This is a genomic window from Nocardia sp. NPDC024068 (assembly GCF_040638875.1).
Taxonomy (GTDB): domain Bacteria; phylum Actinomycetota; class Actinomycetes; order Mycobacteriales; family Mycobacteriaceae; genus Nocardia.
In genome coordinates this window covers 541,839-558,981 of record NZ_JBEZYU010000001.1, presented here as the reverse complement: position 1 = coordinate 558,981, position 17,143 = coordinate 541,839, and the positions used below count along the sequence as shown (strand labels likewise).

General features: G+C 69.6%; 16 protein-coding genes. 8 read left to right on the top strand and 8 right to left on the bottom strand.

Features of this window, described 5'->3' with window-relative positions; all coding sequences use genetic code 11:
• Positions 1 to 23: 23 nt before the first annotated feature.
• From AB0F41_RS02420 to aztB, 4 genes are all read right to left on the bottom strand, one after another.
• Positions 24 to 827, bottom strand: coding sequence for a methyltransferase domain-containing protein (locus tag AB0F41_RS02420; protein ID WP_357420877.1), 804 nt, complete (start codon positions 825 to 827; stop codon positions 24 to 26).
• Between the two features lie 81 nt (positions 828 to 908).
• Complete coding sequence (aztD, locus tag AB0F41_RS02415) at positions 909 to 2,060, bottom strand: zinc metallochaperone AztD (protein WP_357420876.1); 1,152 nt, start codon at positions 2,058 to 2,060, stop codon at positions 909 to 911.
• 58 nt (positions 2,061 to 2,118) lie between these two features.
• Positions 2,119 to 3,036: a zinc ABC transporter substrate-binding protein AztC gene (aztC, locus tag AB0F41_RS02410; protein WP_357420875.1), complete on the bottom strand. Its 918-nt coding sequence runs from the start codon at positions 3,034 to 3,036 to the stop codon at positions 2,119 to 2,121.
• Positions 3,033 to 5,081: a zinc ABC transporter permease AztB gene (aztB, locus tag AB0F41_RS02405; protein WP_357420874.1), complete on the bottom strand. Its 2,049-nt coding sequence runs from the start codon at positions 5,079 to 5,081 to the stop codon at positions 3,033 to 3,035. The genes aztC and aztB overlap by 4 nt, the downstream gene beginning before the upstream one ends.
• A 58-nt stretch (positions 5,082 to 5,139) precedes the next feature.
• On the opposite strand from aztB, the gene aztA reads away from it, so the two are divergent.
• From aztA to AB0F41_RS02375, 6 genes are all read left to right on the top strand, one after another.
• Positions 5,140 to 5,811, top strand: a complete 672-nt coding sequence (gene aztA, locus AB0F41_RS02400) for a zinc ABC transporter ATP-binding protein AztA (protein WP_357420873.1) — start codon at positions 5,140 to 5,142, stop codon at positions 5,809 to 5,811.
• A gap of 191 nt (positions 5,812 to 6,002) precedes the next feature.
• Complete coding sequence (locus AB0F41_RS02395; protein ID WP_357420872.1) at positions 6,003 to 6,299, top strand: hypothetical protein; 297 nt, start codon at positions 6,003 to 6,005, stop codon at positions 6,297 to 6,299.
• A gap of 133 nt (positions 6,300 to 6,432) precedes the next feature.
• Positions 6,433 to 7,371 carry a phosphotransferase family protein gene (locus AB0F41_RS02390; RefSeq protein ID WP_357420989.1) on the top strand — a complete coding sequence of 313 codons (939 nt, stop codon included), beginning with the start codon at positions 6,433 to 6,435 and terminating at the stop codon, positions 7,369 to 7,371.
• A gap of 8 nt (positions 7,372 to 7,379) precedes the next feature.
• Positions 7,380 to 8,666: an acyl-CoA dehydrogenase family protein gene (locus AB0F41_RS02385; protein WP_357420871.1), complete on the top strand. Its 1,287-nt coding sequence runs from the start codon at positions 7,380 to 7,382 to the stop codon at positions 8,664 to 8,666.
• Between the two features lie 101 nt (positions 8,667 to 8,767).
• Positions 8,768 to 9,106, top strand: coding sequence for a hypothetical protein (locus AB0F41_RS02380; RefSeq protein WP_357420870.1), 339 nt, complete (start codon positions 8,768 to 8,770; stop codon positions 9,104 to 9,106).
• Positions 9,107 to 9,117: 11 nt separating this feature from the next.
• Positions 9,118 to 9,897: a crotonase/enoyl-CoA hydratase family protein gene (locus tag AB0F41_RS02375; protein WP_357420869.1), complete on the top strand. Its 780-nt coding sequence runs from the start codon at positions 9,118 to 9,120 to the stop codon at positions 9,895 to 9,897.
• Here the strand turns inward: AB0F41_RS02375 and AB0F41_RS02370 are convergent.
• The 3 genes from AB0F41_RS02370 to AB0F41_RS02360 all read right to left on the bottom strand — a co-directional run bounded on the left by AB0F41_RS02370 (position 9,890) and on the right by AB0F41_RS02360 (position 12,709).
• Positions 9,890 to 10,822 carry an LLM class flavin-dependent oxidoreductase gene (locus AB0F41_RS02370; RefSeq protein WP_357420868.1) on the bottom strand — a complete coding sequence of 311 codons (933 nt, stop codon included), beginning with the start codon at positions 10,820 to 10,822 and terminating at the stop codon, positions 9,890 to 9,892. The two genes, AB0F41_RS02375 and AB0F41_RS02370, sit on opposite strands and share 8 nt — an antisense overlap.
• 83 nt (positions 10,823 to 10,905) lie before the next feature.
• Complete coding sequence (locus AB0F41_RS02365; protein WP_357420867.1) at positions 10,906 to 12,141, bottom strand: cation:proton antiporter; 1,236 nt, start codon at positions 12,139 to 12,141, stop codon at positions 10,906 to 10,908.
• A 97-nt stretch (positions 12,142 to 12,238) separates the two neighbouring features.
• Positions 12,239 to 12,709 (bottom strand): hypothetical protein, encoded by a 471-nt coding sequence (locus AB0F41_RS02360; protein ID WP_357420866.1) that lies wholly within the window; start codon positions 12,707 to 12,709, stop codon positions 12,239 to 12,241.
• A gap of 261 nt (positions 12,710 to 12,970) precedes the next feature.
• Here AB0F41_RS02360 and AB0F41_RS02355 point away from each other — a divergent pair, with 261 nt between their 5' ends.
• Both AB0F41_RS02355 and AB0F41_RS02350 read left to right on the top strand, forming a co-directional pair.
• On the top strand, positions 12,971 to 13,390 hold the full coding sequence (locus AB0F41_RS02355; protein ID WP_357420865.1) for a YciI family protein: 420 nt from the start codon (positions 12,971 to 12,973) through the stop codon (positions 13,388 to 13,390).
• A gap of 9 nt (positions 13,391 to 13,399) precedes the next feature.
• Positions 13,400 to 14,692 (top strand): DUF6596 domain-containing protein, encoded by a 1,293-nt coding sequence (locus tag AB0F41_RS02350; RefSeq protein ID WP_357420864.1) that lies wholly within the window; start codon positions 13,400 to 13,402, stop codon positions 14,690 to 14,692.
• Positions 14,693 to 14,734: 42 nt separating this feature from the next.
• On the opposite strand, the gene AB0F41_RS02345 is transcribed toward AB0F41_RS02350, so the two are convergent.
• Positions 14,735 to 16,900 (bottom strand): elongation factor G-like protein EF-G2, encoded by a 2,166-nt coding sequence (locus AB0F41_RS02345; RefSeq protein ID WP_357420863.1) that lies wholly within the window; start codon positions 16,898 to 16,900, stop codon positions 14,735 to 14,737.
• Positions 16,901 to 17,143: the final 243 nt, after the last annotated feature.

Sequence of the window (17,143 nt, the reverse complement as noted above, 5' to 3'; positions counted from 1 at the left end):
CGCTGTCGGCAGCGGTGTACCGGTTATCGGGCGGGGCGCGTACCCACACCGATGAGCGTGGTCGCTTCGAGTTCGGTGATACCGGCCGCGGCGAGGGTTTCGAGATAGCCCTCGCGGACCTCGGCGGTCTGTGCGGAATCGAGGCCGGACAGCGCGCCGACGTACCCCGAACCGGTGACGACCAGCCACGCCGTCTCGGCCGTCATGGTGAGGCGCAGTTCGTGCTCGGTCACGGTGACCTCGGTGAGCCCCCGGTCGGTGAGCCAGTCCCGGTACGCACCGGATTCGTTGATGCCGTCGAGCGGATGTTTCGGGCGCGACCGGGGCGGGTTCCCGGTGACCCGGGCGAGCGCGGTGTGCAGATGCCTACCGGCTTCCTCCATGGATCCGCGGCGCCAGATGGTCAGTCCGACCCGTCCGCCGGGCCGGGCGCGGGTGATCAGATGCTCGGTTCCGGCGGTCATATCGGGGAAGAAGAAGATACCCAACACCGCCTGGACCACGTCGTAACCGTCTTCCGGCCACGAGGTGACATCCGCGGCGCGGGGAGTCAGCTGCGGCAGATCCGCCGCGGCCCGGCGCAGTTGCCCGATCATCGGAGCGGAGAGATCGACCGCGTCGATATGGCCGGTGGCTCCCACCCGTGCGGCGGCCGGGAGCGCGGACGCGCCGGTACCGCAGCATGCGTCCAGAACCCGCTCGCCGGCCTGTGGCGCGGTCGCGGCCACGGTCGCGGCCCCGATCGGATTCCACAGATGGACACCGAGGCGATCGAAATCGCTGCTGGCGGTGTCGAAGGCCAGAAGTCGCTGTTCCTCGTCGGACATTCCCAGACCCTAACGGTTTTCTGGTGCCGGGAGGCCCGCTCGCCCGGGGGTGGTGTTCCCGCCGGACGAGCGGATCTCAGATCAGGAGCTCACGCCGCTGAGTTCGTTCGGTGCATCGGGCAGGGTGACCGAGGCGGTGACCGTACCGGCCTCCAGATCGATCCGATGGACCTGTCTGGTGGCGGGATCGCTCACGTAGGCGGTGTGGTCGCGCACGAACAACGCCGGTCGCGGCTGCTGCCATTCGATGGGTTCCTGCCACGGGTCCAGGACGTCGATGGTCCTGGTCACGGTGCCGGCCTCCGGGTCGATCACCCGAAGCCCGCCGTCGGTGCCCAGAACCAGTGCTTCACCGTGCGGTCCGCGCTCGAGCGAGCGGAACGTGTAGCTGGTACCGATATCGACCAGCCGCAGGGTGCCCTTCTCGGTGTCGATCAGCGAGACCTGTTCAGGCCTTTCGAGTTCCGCGTCCTCGTCCTTCTTGTAGTCCCCGAGCACGATCGGCGATTCCTCGCTGCCCGCCTGATTACCGATCCGGCCGTAGGGGGTCGGGCTGGTGACCTTGGTGAGCTTGCCGTCGCGGTAGATCAGTACGCCGTCCTGGCAGCCGACGACCAGGGTGTCCCCGGCCGCGGTCGCCTCACCGTGTACACCGGGGCATTTCTCGTTGCGGGTGATCTCCGAGCGGTCGGCGTCCAGGATCGCCAGGCCGACCCGTTCCTCCTCGGTGCCGAGGGTGACGGCCAGTTCGCCGCTCTCCAGTTCCACCGCGACCCCGTGATGCGGTGCGGCGGTTTTGTATTCGGTGGTTTCCGGGGTGCCGTCGGCGAGCCGGGCCGGGTCGAAGGAGGTGACGGTGCCGGTGCCGTCGTCGAACAGGACGGTCCGCCCGGCGTGGCGGACCACATGGCCCGGTTTGGTGCCCGGGAACTCGACGCCGGTGAAACGCGCGGCGGTCGCGTCGAGAACCTCGAATCCGCCGGAGGTCGAGACGATGACGTGCCGGTCGTCACCGGCCGGATTGACCCGCAGGAATCCCGGCAGTTCCACCCCACCGCCCCGCTCCAGGGTGGTGCCGTCGAGCAGATGGATTCCGCCGTCGTAGGTCACCGCCAGCGGATCGGCGATCACCGGCTCCGCGGTGGTGTCGTCGCCGCAGCCGCTGAGCGCGACGACCGCGGTGAGCAGGCCGGTCAGGGCCGCGGCACGGGTTGTGCCCGTCCGGATGTGCATGACATTCCCTCATCTTTCCTGTGCTGGCTGCGGCAGCGTGATCGCGCAGCGGTCCGGGTCATGCGGGCGCCAGGCCGTCCACCATGGCGGTGGTGTTGGCGCGCATCATTTCCAGGTAGGTGGCCGCGCCCCCGCCGGGCTCGGTCAGTGATTCCGAGAACAGCCCGACGATGCGCACTCGGACGCCCGCCTGTTCGGCGAGGGCCTGGGCCAGGCGGTCGGGTCGCGCGGAATCCACGAAGATCGCCGGAACCCCGGTGGTGCGGATGGCGCCGGCGAGGTCGGCCAGATCCGCGGCGCTGGGGGAGGCCAGCGTGGTGCCGCCGGGGATCACCGCGCCGACCACCTCGAAGCCGAAACGCTGTGCGAGGTATTCGAAGACGTGATGGTTGGTGACCAATTTCCGGCGTTCGGGCGCGATAGCAGCGAAGCGGTCGCCCATCCACTGCCCGAGATCGTCGATTTCGGTCAGGTATCGGTCCGCGTTCGCGCGGACGGCTGCGGCGTCGATTCCGGGAACCGTGTCGATCACCCGGTCGCGGATCACCTCGACCGCGCGATGCACCCGCTGCGGGTCGGTCCAGAAATGCGGATCCGGTTGTCCCGCACCGTCACCGGCACGGTAGGGCAGCGGGTCGATCTCGTCTCCCACAGACAACACCGGTACGCCCGCGTCCGCCGCGGTCGTGACGTGGCGGGCCAGCCCTTCCTCCAGGCCCAGCCCGTTCTCTACCACCAGGTCGGCGCCGTCGAGTACGGCCGCTTCCTGCGCGGACAACGCGAACGAATGCGGGTCCGCGTTCGGCGGCATCAGTACGGTGACCGGTGCCGCGTCACCCACCACCACGCGGGTGATATCACCGAGAATATCGGTGGTCACGACGACACCCTCGCCGCCGGAACCGCCGGTGCCGCAGCCGGTCAGCGCGAATGTGCCGAGGAGGAGGGCCGCGCAGACCCGGAGAGTCGTGGTCATCGGCCGGTCTCCACCATCAGATCGGGCCGGATATCCAGCGGGAAGCTACGGGCGATCCGCAATCCGTCGGCGTAGTCGATCTCGTGGATCTGCCGGCCGGCCGGATCGTTGATATAGGCGCGGTCGGTGTCGACCTGCAGCGCCGGAGGTCTCGCGGGATCCACCGGCGCGGCCAATACCCGGTTGTGCGCGGTTTCGGCGCCGGTCTCGGGGTCGTAGGCGTGCAGAACGCCGTCGGGAGACAACGCGAGGATCGAGGTGCCCGCACCGGCGGTGGTCGCCGCGGTCACCGGACCGGTCGGGATCGGGCGCCAGGACCGCTTCCCGATATCGAGGACCAGGACACGCGAATCCCGGGTGGTCACCAGGACATCGCTGCCGTTGCGGTGGAAGAATTCGTCCGCGCTTCCGGAAGTCCCGGCGGGGTAGGGGATCTTCTCGGCGGTGAAGGTGTCGTTCTCCTCATCGATCAGGAGGGCGCCGTCGGCGCAGGAGAACACCGCGCCACGCCGGGTCGGTGCCTGCCCGCCGGGATCCGGGCACGGCGGTGTCAGTGTTTGTGCCGGGGTGTTCTCCCGGGTCCGGACTTCGATGCGGTCGGAACCGGGGGCCGCAACCAGGAGATGGCCGCCGTAGGGGAAGACCGCGCCGTCCAGCACCGGACCGGGGCGCAATTCGCCCGCGTCGAGTGCCGGCCGGTCGGCGAGGGCGGTGGACCCGTTCTCCAGGACGGCCGCCGCGAGCACGGTATCGCTGTGCGCGGCGCGGACCGGGCCGTCGAGAGTTCCGGGCCGTTGCGGTTGCGCGCGGTAGTAGTGCACATGATCGCCGTGGTCGACCACCCAGCTGCCGCTGTCGAGGATCGCTGTCGCCCGCCCCGTGGCCAGATAGGCGTAACGGCCGTCGCTGGATATCCGGGTGACCCCGGGAACCGGATCCTGCGGAAGGATCTCCTCGGTCACCAGATCCAGAATCCGCACCTCGCCCGAGGCCCGATCGGCCACCACCAGCCTCGGCTGGGCGCTCGCACTCTCCTCCGCGCCGGCGACATAGCCGTGCGGGGTGGGCTCGGTGGCAGGTTCGGTGTTTTCGCTTCCGCAGGCGGCGACAGGAAGCACGAGCAGGGCCGAAAGCCCGGCTCGCGCGGCAGTTTTCCGGGTGAACCACCGCGCCCCGCGGGCGGGCCGCCCGGTACCGGCATCGCCGTCGCCGCCATCGGTGCGGTTCCGCACAAGGGTGCGGACGCGGGCCGCGAACGCCGACAGGAAGAAGATCACGACCGCCGTGGCGGCGATCGTGGCGCCCGCCGCGGTACCCGCGTGCCAGGAGACGAGCAGGCCCGCCACCGTGGACAGGGCGCCGAACCCGGCGGCCAGCAGCATGATTCGCGGTATCCGGTGGGTGAAGTACGTGGCGGCCGCGGCCGGGGCGATCAGCAGTCCGAACACCAGCAGAGTGCCCACGATATGAAAGGACGCGGCGATCGCCAGGGTGAGCAGGGCGAGCAGCGCGATCTGCGCGCGGCCCGGATGCAGACCCAGCGTGTGCGCGGTGCGCGTATCGAAGCTCAGCGCGACGAACGCGCGGTGCCCCAGCACGGTGACGGCCAGCGCGATCAGCAGGGCGATCAGCAGGAACAGTAGATCCCGGGGGCGTGTCGCGAGGACGTCGCCGAAGAGGAAACCGGTCAGGTCCACCGCGAACGATTGCGACCGTGATATCAGGATCACCCCGGCCGCCAGCATGCCCACGAACAGCAGCCCGATCCCGGTATCGGTGGACAGTCGCCGGTTGCGGCTGAGGACCGAGACGCCGGCGGCCATGGCCGAGGCGCTGATCAGCGCCCCGAGCAGCAGATTGCCGCCGAGCAGTGCGGCCACCGCGACCCCGGGCAGCATCCCGTGTGCCATGGCTTCGCCGAGAAAGGCCATCCCGCGCACGACCACCCAGGTTCCGGCCAGCGCGCACAGACACGAGACGAGCAGTCCGCCCCAGAGAGCCCGTTGCACGAAGGTCACCTCGAACGGGGCGATCAGCCAATCCATGAAGAGAACTGTAAACTGATAACGATTGTCATTACAAGTTGGTGTCGGGAGTTGTGGAATGCGTACGGCGGATATCGAGATCACCGGCTTGTCTGCGGGTTACGCGGGCACTCCCGTCTTGCACGAGGTCTCGGCGACCGTTCCGGGCGGCGGGGTGACCGCCCTCGTGGGACCCAACGGTTCCGGGAAATCCACCCTGCTCGCCGTGCTCGCGGGCATCATCGGCCCGGCGCGTGGAACGATCACGCGCGCCGGTGTCCGCCGTCCGGCGCTGGTGGTCCAGCAGCAGGCGATACCGCCGACGCTGCCGATCACGGTGGCCGAGACCGTGGCCATGGGCCGCTGGGCGCACCGAGGGCTCTGGCGCCGCCTCACCCGCTCCGACCGGACGGTGATCGCGCAATGTCTCGACCGGCTGGATATCGCCGACCTCGCCGCGCGACGGCTGGACACCTTGTCCGGCGGCCAGCGGCAACGGGTGCTGCTCGCGCGGGCCCTCGCTCAGGAATCCGATCTGCTGCTGCTGGACGAGCCCACGACCGGATTGGACTCCGCGTCGCACGCGGCGGTCGGCGCCGCGATCCGGGACGCCGCGGCCGCCGGGGTCACGGTCGTCCATGCCACACACGATCGCGACGACGCCCGGTGCGCCGACCATTGTGTGCTGCTGCGCGGCGGGCGACTCGTCGACCAGGGTGCTCCGGAAAGGGTTCTGGCGGCCGCCCGCTGACCGCGGCCGGGTGAACCAGGGGTCGAAGCACACCCGTCCGGAACCTCTGGTGCGACGATGAGAACATCCTCTACTGTTTGTCTCATCGCTCACCCGTGGCGACGACAAGGAGGTCGGATCGTGGATTCCAGTCAGCTGCCGCCACCGGCCGCCGTACCGCGCCGGGCCGGAATCCATCGACGGGAGCCGTAGTGCAGAACCGACCGACCGCAGCCGAGCTGCTGGAATCACTCGCCGAGCTGCTGGAGGAGACCCTGCTGCCGGCGCTGCCGCCCGATCTGCAACACCGAGCGCGGGTCGGGGCCAATCTCGCGCGCGTCCTCGGACGCGAGGCCGAACACGGACCCGCCGCCGCGGCCCGGGAGAAGGGACTTCTCGCCGCGGTCCCGGCCGGGGACGACGCCGCGCTGTGGCAGGCACTCACCGAGGTCGTGCGCGCCGATCTGGCGATCGCCAAACCGGGCTACGACAGCTGGGAGGACGCATGAGCGAGTCGGGCCCGGAGGCGGTAGCGGAGCGTGACCACGGAGGGCTCTCGCTCATAGGAGAGGAGACAGCGTGAGTAATGACCCGGTCCGGGGGCTCACCGACTTTCTCACCGCCGAACGCGGCGTACCGGTCGTGATCTCCGATTTCCAGTTCCTGTCCGCGGGAGCGCGACGTCGCAATATCGCCTTCACCGCCACCACGGGCGACACTCCGCGCCGGATGGTGGCGACGGTCGTGCCGCCCGCCGTCCAGCTGATGCCCGTCGACGCGGAGGCCGACGTCCGTGAGCTGGCGCGGGAGCAGGGTGTTCCGGTACCGGCCGTGCTCGCCGTCTGTACCGACATCTCCTATATCGGCGAACCGTTCGTGATCTCCGAACATATCGGCGGAGAGACGGTGCCCCGCAAGGTTTTGCGCACCCTGGCGGCTTCGGGTAACGCGGTGCGGACGGCCGAGCAGTGGGGCACGGCCATGGCGCGTCTGCACACTGTCGACCCGGCCGCCGCACCGGAAGGGGTCCCCGCCGCCGGCGCCGACCCCGCCGCCGAGCATCTGGCCGAGGTGCGATCCGTCGTCGAAACCCTCCTGCCCGACCGCCCCGTTTTCGCGCTCGCCCTGCGCTGGCTGGAGAAACGTCTGCCCGGCCCGCCCGAGCGACCGGCGCTGATCCATACCGATATGCGCAACGGCAATCTCATCATCGACGGCGACGGGCTGCGGGCCGTGCTGGACTGGGAGGGCGCCCAGCGGTTCGGCGACCCCATGCGCGATGTCGCCTGGCCGGCCCTGCGGATGTGGCGGTTCAGGGAGGACGCCTACGAGTTCGGCGGATTCGCCGACCGCGATACCTTCGTGCGCGGATACGAGCAGGCGGGCGGTGTTTTCGATCTGGACCGCTACCTGTGGTGGAAGGTCATGGGCACCCTCTATTGGGGCGCCGGGCTGGCCCAGCAGGCGGCGGCCCATCTCGACGGTACGGTCCGGGATATCGTCATGGCCGCCAGCGGGCGCCGGGTCTCGGAAATCGAATGGGATCTGCTCATGCAGATCCGGCCCCGAGTGAAAGCATAGGAGTCACCGTGGATTTCGAGCTGCCCGCCGAGCTGAGCGCCTATCTGGGCGAACTCGACGAATTCATCGAGCGCGAGATCGAGCCCCTCGAACAGGCCGACGACAATATCCGGTTCTTCGACCATCGTCGCGAGGACGCCCGCACCGATTGGGACCGGGGCGGCCTGCCGAGCGCCGACTGGGAGGAACTGCTGGCCGAATCGCGTCGGCGGGCCGACGCGGCCGGCCACTACCGCTACGCCTTCCCCAAGGAATTCGGCGGTCGCGACGGGACGAATCTCGGGATGGCGGTCATCCGGGAGCATCTCGCCCGGCGCGGTCTGGGCCTGCACTGCGATCTGCAGAACGAGCACGCCATCGTCGCCAACAACGTCGGCCTGCTGCTAATGCTGGAATACGGGTCCGAGGAACAGAAGAAGGTGTGGGTGGACGGACTCGCCGCCGGTACCCGGTTCTTCGCCTTCGGCATCACCGAACCCGAACACGGTTCCGACGCCACCCATATGGAGACCACCGCCGTCCGCGACGGTGCCGACTGGGTTATCAACGGCACCAAGACCTGGAACACCGGTGTGCATATCGCCGACGCCGACCTCATCTTCGCCCGCACTTCCGGCGAGGCCGGCGACGGGCGCGGGATCACCGCGTTCCTGGTCCCCACCGACGCACCGGGCTTCAAGGTCGAGGAATATCTGTGGACCTTCAATATGCCCACCGACCACGCGCGCGTCTCGCTCACCGATGTCCGGGTACCGGATTCGGCGATCTTCGGACGTGAGGGCCGGGGGCTGGGCGTGGTGCAGCACTTCTTCAACGAGAATCGCATCCGGCAGGCCGCATCCAGCCTCGGGGCGGCGCAGCACTGTGTGGACCGCGCGGTGGCCTATGCCAACGAGCGCAAACCGTTCGGTAAACCGCTCTCCTCGAATCAGGCCATCCAGTTCCAGCTGGTCGAACTGCACACCCAATGCGAGATGCTGCGCGCGCTGGTGCACAAGACCGCGTGGTCGATGGACACCTACGGAACTTTCGCGGTATCCGAACAGGTTTCGATGTGCAACTACTGGGCCAACCGGCTGTGCTGCGAGGCCGCCGACCGCGCCATGCAGGTCCACGGCGGACTCGGCTACTCCCGCTATACGCCGTTCGAACATATCTACCGGCACCACCGCCGCTACCGCATCACCGAGGGCGCGGAGGAAATCCAGATGCGCCGGGTCGCCGGGTACCTGTTCGGATTCATGGATCGCGCCGTCGTCAAGGGTGTGGGCTCCGGGCAGTCGTCTCAGGGCTAGACGGGATGTCAAGGGGAGGGCCGGCAGGCCGGGTGACCGGTCGTCGACCGCTCCGATATCGGCTGGCGGAGATCCCGGGCGACGTAGGTTGGGAGCGGCGCGTGGCCGGGGGCGGATTCCATCAGACGGATATGATCGTCGCCTGGCCCACCGGCGAATTCGGCGGCATAGGCCTTGAAGGGGCGGTACACCTGGCCTCCCGCGATATGCTGGCCGCCATCCCGGACCCGGACGAACGCGCCCGCCGCTTCGACGAACTGGTGGCCCCGGCCTACCGGCAGGGCAGCGCCGTCGATACCGCGGCCCACCTGGAGATCGACGATGTGATCCACCCGGCGGACACCCGCGGTGTGCTGCGTGCCGCGTTGCTCGCGCAGCCCGGGCCGCCACGCGAGGGCTGGCGCAACACCGCCCGCCGCACCGGTATCGACACCTGGTAGGGAGAAACGAGATGACCACCTCCGCGGTTCGGGTCGAACGCCACGGCCCGGTGTACACCGTGATCCTGTCCCGGCCGCACGCCCGCAACGCCGTGGACGGCCCGACCGGCGCGGCGCTGTTCGATGCGTTCGCCGAATTCGAGGCGGACGACACCGCCGCGGTCGCCGTGCTGTGGGGTGAGGGCGGAACCTTCTGCGCCGGGGCCGATCTGAAATCGGTCGGCACCGATCGCGCCAATCCGCTCACCGCCGACGGGCGCGCTCCCATGGGCCCCACCCGGATGCGGTTGAGCAAACCCGTTGTCGCCGCGGTCGCCGGGCATGCCGTGGCCGGTGGGCTGGAACTGGCGATCTGGTGCGATCTGCGGGTCGCCGCCGAGGACGCGGTCTTCGGTGTCTTCTGCCGGCGCTGGGGCGTCCCGCTGGTCGACGGCGGCACGGTGCGGCTACCGCGGTTGATCGGTACGAGTCACGCGATGGATATGGTGCTGACCGGACGCGCGGTCACCGCGCCCGAAGCGCTGTCGATGGGTCTGGCCAACCGGGTCGTACCCGTGGGCGAGGAACGCGCGACGGCCGAACTGCTCGCCGCCGAGATGGCCCGCTTCCCGCAGGTCTGCCAGCGGCACGACCGGCTGTCGCTGCTCGAGCAGGACGGCCTGTCCGAGCGGGAGGCGATGGCCAACGAATGGGAACACGGCATGATCTCGTTCGCCGCCGGAGCCGCCGCGGGCGCCGGACGTTTCGCCTCCGGGGCCGGGCGCGGGGGTTCGTTCGGCGACTTCAGCTGAGCCGTGGCACGACCTCCGCGGCGAAGAGTTCCATCGTGGCCTCCGCCTGTTTCGCACCGGTCATGAAGATCACGGCATCGATACCCTGTTCCGCGCGTTCGGACAGCAGATCCGCCACCATTTCCGGGGTGCCCACGTAGCCCTCGTCGAGGCCGAACGCCGCGGCGCCGTAATGGCGCCGGGCCCGGTCGCGGACCTCCGGGAGCTCGTCCTCGTTCGCGGCGAGGGCGAGGACGGCCTGATGGGAGCGGCGGATCGTCGCGGGGTCGCGGTCGATACGGGCGCATTCGGACTCGAGGAGTTCGGTCAGGCGGCGCTGCTCCCGCAGACCGTAGGTGGGGATGTTCCAGACATCGGCGTAGCGGGCCACCAGCGGAATCGTGTATTTCGGCCCGACGCCACCGATATGGATGGGCGGGCGCGGACGCTGCACCGGACCGGGCACATTGGCGATATCGCGCACCTGATAGTGCGTACCCTCGAAAGTGGTGCGTTCCCGGGCGAACATGGATGTGATGATCTCCAGCGCCTCACCCAGACGCTGGGAACGTTCACCGGCGCCGCCCCAGGGCAGCCCGGCCTGCCGATGTTCCTCGGCGATCGATCCGCTGCCGAGGCCGAACTCCAGCCGCCCACCGGAGATCACGTCGAGAGTGGTCGCCATCCGGCCCAGCACCACCGGATGCCGGAAGTTGTTGCACAGCACCAGGGCGCCCACCCGCAGGGTCGTGGTATCGCCGAGCAGTGCGGTCGCGGTGGTCCAGGACTCCAGCGCGGGGTGATCGGGCATCCCCGGCGCCGCGAGATGGTCGAACAGCCAGAAACTGCCGAATCCGGTGTGTTCGGCAGTGCGCGCCAGGTCACGCAGGCAGGCATAGTCCGAAACCAATTGCGGTACATAGATCCCGAATTCCGGCGTACTCACGCCGGGGATTCTGCCAGTTGCGGGGTCCCCGTATCGCCGGGTTGCCCGGACTCCCCGGTCGGGAGCGGCACTGGTCCCGGAGGTCAGCGGTCGCCGACCGGTTGCCCGGACCCACGGCGCGCGGCGCGGCCCCCGACCCGTTTGGCGATCAGCGGGAACAGCAGGACGGTGGTCGCACCGGCGGCGACCAGCGTGGAGGCCAGTTCCGCGGTGATGAGCTCGGAGCGGGTCGCCACCTGCGTGACCGCGACGATGATCGGCAGCCCGGTCGCCGCGTACAACGCCAGCTGGACGCGCTCGTGCGGGAATTCGAGATTGGCGCCGTGCGGGACGAAGCGTTCGCTCAACCAGACCGTAGAACCGCGAGCCAGCGCGATGGCGACCACGAACACCACCCAGGTCAGCGGTTTGTCGGCGACCGCGGCCGGGTCGATACCCATACCGGACACGACGAAGAAGATCGGGATGAGCACTCCGTATCCGATGGTCTCCAGCGAATCCTGGATCCGGGGATGGGTCTCGGCGACCAGCCGGCGCAGGATCAGGCCCGCGGCGAACGCGCCGAGCACCACATCCAGGTCGAAGACCTCCGCGACGGTCATCAGGATCAGCAGCAGCAGGAAGACCATGCGCACCGGAAGCTGCGTGGTTCCCGCGGCGAGGGTGGCGATCAGGCGTTCGGCGCCGGGCCGCCGTTCCAGCATCCGCTGCGGAACCCAGGCCAGCACCGCGGCGGCCGCCGCGAACAGGAGCAGGACCACCAGCGCGGCGCCCGGGCTGTGCCCGGAGAGCAGCAGCGACATCGCCAGCACCGGGCCCAGTTCGCCGACCGCGCCGTGTGCCAGGACGGCGCGGCCCAGCGGTTGTCCCAGGATGCCGTCCTGTTTCACGATCGGCAGCAGGGTGCCCAGCGCCGTCGACGTGAGGGCGATGGCGACCGCGATCAGCGCGGTGAACCCGGCGTCGGGGGCGGCGAACCACACCAGCAGCAGCGCCAGGACCAACCCGGCCAGCCAGGTGAACCATGCCGTCCGCCCGGGCCGTCCGCCCAGCAGCCGCGGATCGAGCTCGTATCCGGCGAGCAGGAACAGCATGCCGAGCCCGAGTTCGCTCAGCAGTTCGACCCCGCCCGCCGTACCCGCCAGGCCCGCCGCGTGCGGACCCAGCACGATTCCGGCCACGAGCAGCAGCACCACATCCGGTACCAGCCCGCGGAGCAGCCGGGACAGCAGCGGCGCGGTCACCGCGACGGCCGCGATCCAGCACAGTGAGACGATCGCCGACGGTTCGGTTTCCACGGGCGCCGCCGACAGCGTCATCCGTTCATGGTCGCATTCGCCGGACCTCCCGGCGCGCGCCGACACGGTCGCGAAACGGTGCCGTTCCCGGGCCGGCGCGTCGCCCTGTCCGGGATGCTCAGCTCCGGGCGGGATCCCAGGTGGCGAGGGCCCAGATGATCACGATATCGAGCGCGATGATCAGGATCGACCACAGCGGGTAGTGGGGAAGCCACAGGAAATTGGCGACGATCGACAGGCAGGCCAGGCCGATGGCGACGATCTTCGCCCAGACGGCGCCGGTCATCAGCGCCAGCGAGGTGAGGACCAGCAGGATGCCGAATACGATGTGGACCCAGCCCCAGCTGGTGAGGTCGAGCTCGTAGACGTATTCGGGGCCGGAGATGAAGACCTCGTCTTCGGCGAGGGCGGCGATTCCCTGGAACAGGGTGATGATGCCGGCCGTCAGCAGCAGCGCGGCGGCCGCGATCGAGCCGCCGGTCGCGATGGCCTGTTTCCTCGTATCGTCCGCGGACGCCGCGTGCGCCCCGGTGGTCACGCCGGGCGCGGCGGGTCTGCCTGCGCTGGGGGCTGCGGGTTGGGTGGTCATAACTGCTCCCTTCAGGATGGGAGGGGCCACACCGGACCCTGAGAACTGATCGCCGGCGACGCCCTCATACGCCACACTTCGATTCCCTTGTTCTGCCCGTAAATTATGCCACTGTCCTGGTATTTCTCCCAGAATGGAGCCGAGCCCGGGCCGCGTCGGAATTCCCGGGAAGATTTTTTCGCGGTGCTGTCGATCCGCAGGGCCGCCCGTTCGACCTATGGACGAAAGGGTCATCCGGACCCGCCGAAACGAGGAGAGACGATGAAATACATGCTGATCATGCGCGCGACCGACGAAGCTTTCGCGCAGATGGGCGAGATCGATTTCGACGAAATGCTGGAAACGGTGGGTAAGTTCAACGACGAACTGATCCGGGCCGGCGTACTGCTCGCCGCGGAGGGCCTCGAGGACGCCGCCGACGGCGTGGTCGTCGACTACTCCTCCGCGGACCCGGTGGTGACCGACGGCCCCTACGGTGAAACGAAGGAACTGTTCAACGGTTTCTACATCCTGAACGTCGCCTCCAAGGAGGAAGCGGTGGAATGGGCCAAGCGGATGCCGGTGACCGGCCCCGGCTTCAAGACCGAGGTCCGCCGGGTGCCGGCCATCGACGAATTCCCGCAGGACAATATCTGGATCCAGAAGGAGCGGGCGTGGCGCGAGGCCACCGGCCAGCTCTGAGCGGCGGCTGTGCCCGAATACGGTGGCCGTGAGGCGGTGGCCGCGGTGTGGCGGATCGAATCGGCGCGGATCGTCGGCGCCCTCGCCCGCTACACCGGCGACTTCCCTCTCGCCGAGGATCTGGCCCAGGAGGCGCTGGCCGAGGCGCTGGTGACCTGGCCGCGCGAGGGGGTGCCGCGCAATCCGGCCGGTTGGCTGCTCACGGTCGGCCGGCGTCGCGCCATCGACGGGTTCCGGCGTCGTTCGGCCCTCGACGACCGCTACGCCGCCCTCGCCCGGGACCTCGGCGAGGGCGGCCTGGCGGCGGGCGGCGCTCCGGCCGGACCGGAGCAGGAGGTGCTGTGGGATCCCGACCGCATCGATGACGATGTCCTCGCGCTGATGTTCCTGTCCTGCCATCCGGTGCTGGCCCCCGAAGCGCGGGTGGCCCTCACCCTCCGTGTGATCGGGGGCCTCACCAGCGATGAGATCGCCCGGGCGTTCCTGGTGCCGACGGCCACCGTGCAGGCCCGGATCACCCGTGCGAAGAAGACCCTGGCCGCGGCCCGGGTCCCGTTCGAGATCCCGCCGGTGGCCGACCGCGCCGACCGGCTGGTCTCGGTCTTGCGGGTGATCTATGTGATCTTCACCGAGGGCTCGTCGGCCAGTTCCGGCACCGATCTCATCCGCTTCGATCTGGCGTCCGAAGCCCAGCGCCTGGCCCGGGTGCTGGGCCGGCTGGTGCCCGACGAGCCCGAGGCGCACAGCCTGCTGGCACTGCTGGAGCTGACCGCGGCCCGGTTCCCGGCCCGCACCGGCGCCGACGGCGAACCGATCCTGCTGGAGAACCAGGACCGGCGGCGCTGGGATCGGGCCGCGATCGCCCGGGGCCGCGCCGCCCTGGCCCGTGCCGAACGGGCCCGCCGGGGGCTGGGAACCTACGGGCTGCAGGCGGCGATCGCCGAATGCCACGCTGTCGCACCGTCGGTGGCCGACACCGATTGGGCGCGGATCGTGGTCCTCTACGAGGCCCTGGGTCGCCTGGCCCCCTCCCCGGTGGTGGAGGTGAACCGCGCCGTCGCCGTCGCGATGGCGCAGGGCCCCGGGGCGGCGCTGGTGATCGTCGACGAGCTGGTGGCGGCGGGGGCGCTCGCGACGTCCCATCTGCTGCCGAGCGTGCGCGGCGAACTGCTGTTGCGGCTCGGTCGCGAGAGTGAGGCCCGCGCCGAACTGGCGGAAGCGGTGGCCCGCTGCGGTAACGCGCGGGAGCGGGCGGTGCTGGAGCGGAAGGTCGCGTCGATCGATGACGGGCGCGGGGCGTAGCCGGGGTTGCGCGGCGCGCAGGTTTGTCCCGACGGGGCGACCTCAGCCGGGTGCGGTCGCGGACTCCCGGCGGATCTGCTCGGCCAGTTGCGGGGGCATCCGGTCGTGGCGCAGGTAGGAGCGGGTGAACTGGGCGACTCCGTGGGTCAGGGAGCGCAGTTCCACGGTGTACCGGGTGAGTTCGGATTCCGGTACCTCCGCATGGACCGCGCTGCGGCCCGGATCCGCCGGTTCGGTACCGAGGATGCGGGCCCGGTGCACCGAGAGGTCGGTCAGCACCGCGCCCAGCTGCTCGTCCGGCGCCCGGACCCGCACCCGGGCGATGGGTTCGAGGAGATCGACCCGGGTGCCGGACGCGGCATCGCGCAACGCGAGCGCCCCCGCGGTCTGGAAGGCGGAATCGGAGGAGTCGACCGAATGCGCCTTACCGTCGATCAGCGTGACCCGCACATCCACCAGCGGATTACCCGTGGCCACGCCGCGCCCGGCCTGCGCCCGGATCCCTTTCTCCACCGAGGTGATGAACTGGCGCGGTACCGCGCCGCCCACGACCTTGTCCACGAATTCGATCCCCGATCCCTCCGGCAGCGGTTCCACCTGGATCTCGCAGACCGCGTACTGGCCGTGCCCGCCGGACTGTTTCACATGGCGGCCCCGTCCGGTGGCCGTGCCGGCGAAGGTCTCCCGCAGGGCGACCCGGCATTCCTGTACCTCGACATCGACGCCGAACCGGTCGCGCAGCCGTTCCAGCGCCACATCACGCTGCGCCTCCCCGAGACTCCACAGCACCAGCTGTCCGGTGTGGTCGTTGTTCTCCACACGCAGTCCGCGATCCTCGGCGACCAGGCGCGCCAAACCCTGCGGAAGCTTGTCCTCGTCGGCCTTGGTGCGTGCGCGGACCGCGGTGGGCAGCAGCGGTTCCGGTAGTTGCCACGGTTCGATCAGCAGTGGTGAATCGGTGCCGGAGAGGGTATCGCCGGTTTCGGCATGACCGAGTTTGGTGACGTAGGCGATATCCCCGGCCACCGCCTCGCTGAGCGGCCGCTGTTCCCGGCCGAACGGCGCCGTCACGCCGCCGACGCGTTCTTCGGTGTCGTGGTCGGCGCTCCAGCCGTGGCCGCTGATATGGACCGTATCGTCGGCGTGCAGGGTCCCGGAGAACACCCGTACCAGCGATACCCGGCCGACGTAGGGGTCCGACGAGGTACGGATCACCTCGGCGGCCAGGGCCGCCGCCGGATCGCAGTGCAGTGCCACCGGCCGGTGCCCGTCGCCCGGGCGTACTGCCGTGACCTCATGTTCGGCCGGTGTGGGGAATCCCGCGGTGAGGAGTTCGAGCAGCTCGACGGTGCCCAGCCCCTGCCGCCCGGATTCGGCGGCGGGCGCGGCGAACAGTACGGGATGGAAACCGCCCCGCGCGACCGCCCGCTCCAGATCCGTCACCAGCGTGGCGAGTTCGATCGCTTCTCCGCCCAGGTACCGGTCCATCAGGGTTTCGTCCTCGCTCTCGGCGATGATGCCCTCGATGAGCCGCTCCCGCGCCCGGTCGAACAGTGTCTCGTCGCCCGGGGAGGTATCCGCCCACACCCGGTCGCCGGTCGAATAGTCGGCGGTGCGCTGCTCCAGCAGTTCGATCAGCCCGGTCGCCGGCCGGTGCCCGTCCGCGCTCGCGGGCCCGTACACCGGCAGATGCAGCGGGAGCACGTTCTCGGTGGCGCCCCCGCCCAGTAGCGCCTGGCAGGTTCGCGTCATCTCCTCGAATCCCGCCCGGGCCGTGTCCAGATGGGTGAGCACGATGGCGCGTGGCATCCCGACGCTCGCGCATTCCTCCCACAGCGCCCGCGAAACCCCGCCGACCCCTTCGACCCCTTCGGCCGCCGACACCACGAACAGCGCGGCATCCGCCGCCCGCAATCCGGCCCGCACCTCGCCCAGGAAATCCGCGTAACCGGGGGTATCGATCAGATTGACCTTCACCCCACCCCAGTGGACCGGCACCACCGACAGCTGCACGGACCGATGCCGCCGCCGCTCGATCTCGTCGTAGTCCGACAGCGATGTTCCGTCCTCGACCCGGCCCACCCGGTTCACCGCGCCCGTGGCCAGGGCGAGCGCGTCCACGAGAGTGGTCTTGCCGGCCCCGCTGCCGCCGACGAACACCACGTTCCGGATGTCCTCCGGCCGCACCGCTGCATTCGCTCTGTCCACCGTGACTCACCGTCCTCGGGCATCCACGCGGTCTCCTTCGAGCTTCCCACTCGCGACGGCCGGGGTCTATGCGTCGCGGCGCCCGATCGCGGTCACAGCACTGCCGCGGAGCACGTTCAATTGGGTACCGGGCGGTACCGGCAGCCGCATACCCGCCGCTACAGGTAGCCTCCTGAACAGGAAAAATAGCTATGTAACATTAATTGGCGCGGCTGTGATCTACCTCCCAGTGATGCGATGAGT

Excerpts from the sequence above, each read along its gene's own strand:
- AB0F41_RS02420 (WP_357420877.1), bottom strand. The coding sequence starts at position 827 with ATGTCCGACGAGGAACAGCGACTTCTGGCCTTCGACACCGCCAGCAGC.
- aztD (WP_357420876.1), bottom strand. The coding sequence starts at position 2,060 with ATGCACATCCGGACGGGCACAACCCGTGCCGCGGCCCTGACCGGCCTG.
- aztC (WP_357420875.1), bottom strand. The coding sequence starts at position 3,036 with ATGACCACGACTCTCCGGGTCTGCGCGGCCCTCCTCCTCGGCACATTC.
- aztB (WP_357420874.1), bottom strand. The coding sequence starts at position 5,081 with ATGGATTGGCTGATCGCCCCGTTCGAGGTGACCTTCGTGCAACGGGCT.
- aztA (WP_357420873.1), top strand. The coding sequence starts at position 5,140 with ATGCGTACGGCGGATATCGAGATCACCGGCTTGTCTGCGGGTTACGCG.
- AB0F41_RS02375 (WP_357420869.1), top strand. The coding sequence starts at position 9,118 with ATGACCACCTCCGCGGTTCGGGTCGAACGCCACGGCCCGGTGTACACC.
- AB0F41_RS02365 (WP_357420867.1), bottom strand. The coding sequence starts at position 12,141 with ATGACGCTGTCGGCGGCGCCCGTGGAAACCGAACCGTCGGCGATCGTC.
- AB0F41_RS02360 (WP_357420866.1), bottom strand. The coding sequence starts at position 12,709 with ATGACCACCCAACCCGCAGCCCCCAGCGCAGGCAGACCCGCCGCGCCC.
- AB0F41_RS02355 (WP_357420865.1), top strand. The coding sequence starts at position 12,971 with ATGAAATACATGCTGATCATGCGCGCGACCGACGAAGCTTTCGCGCAG.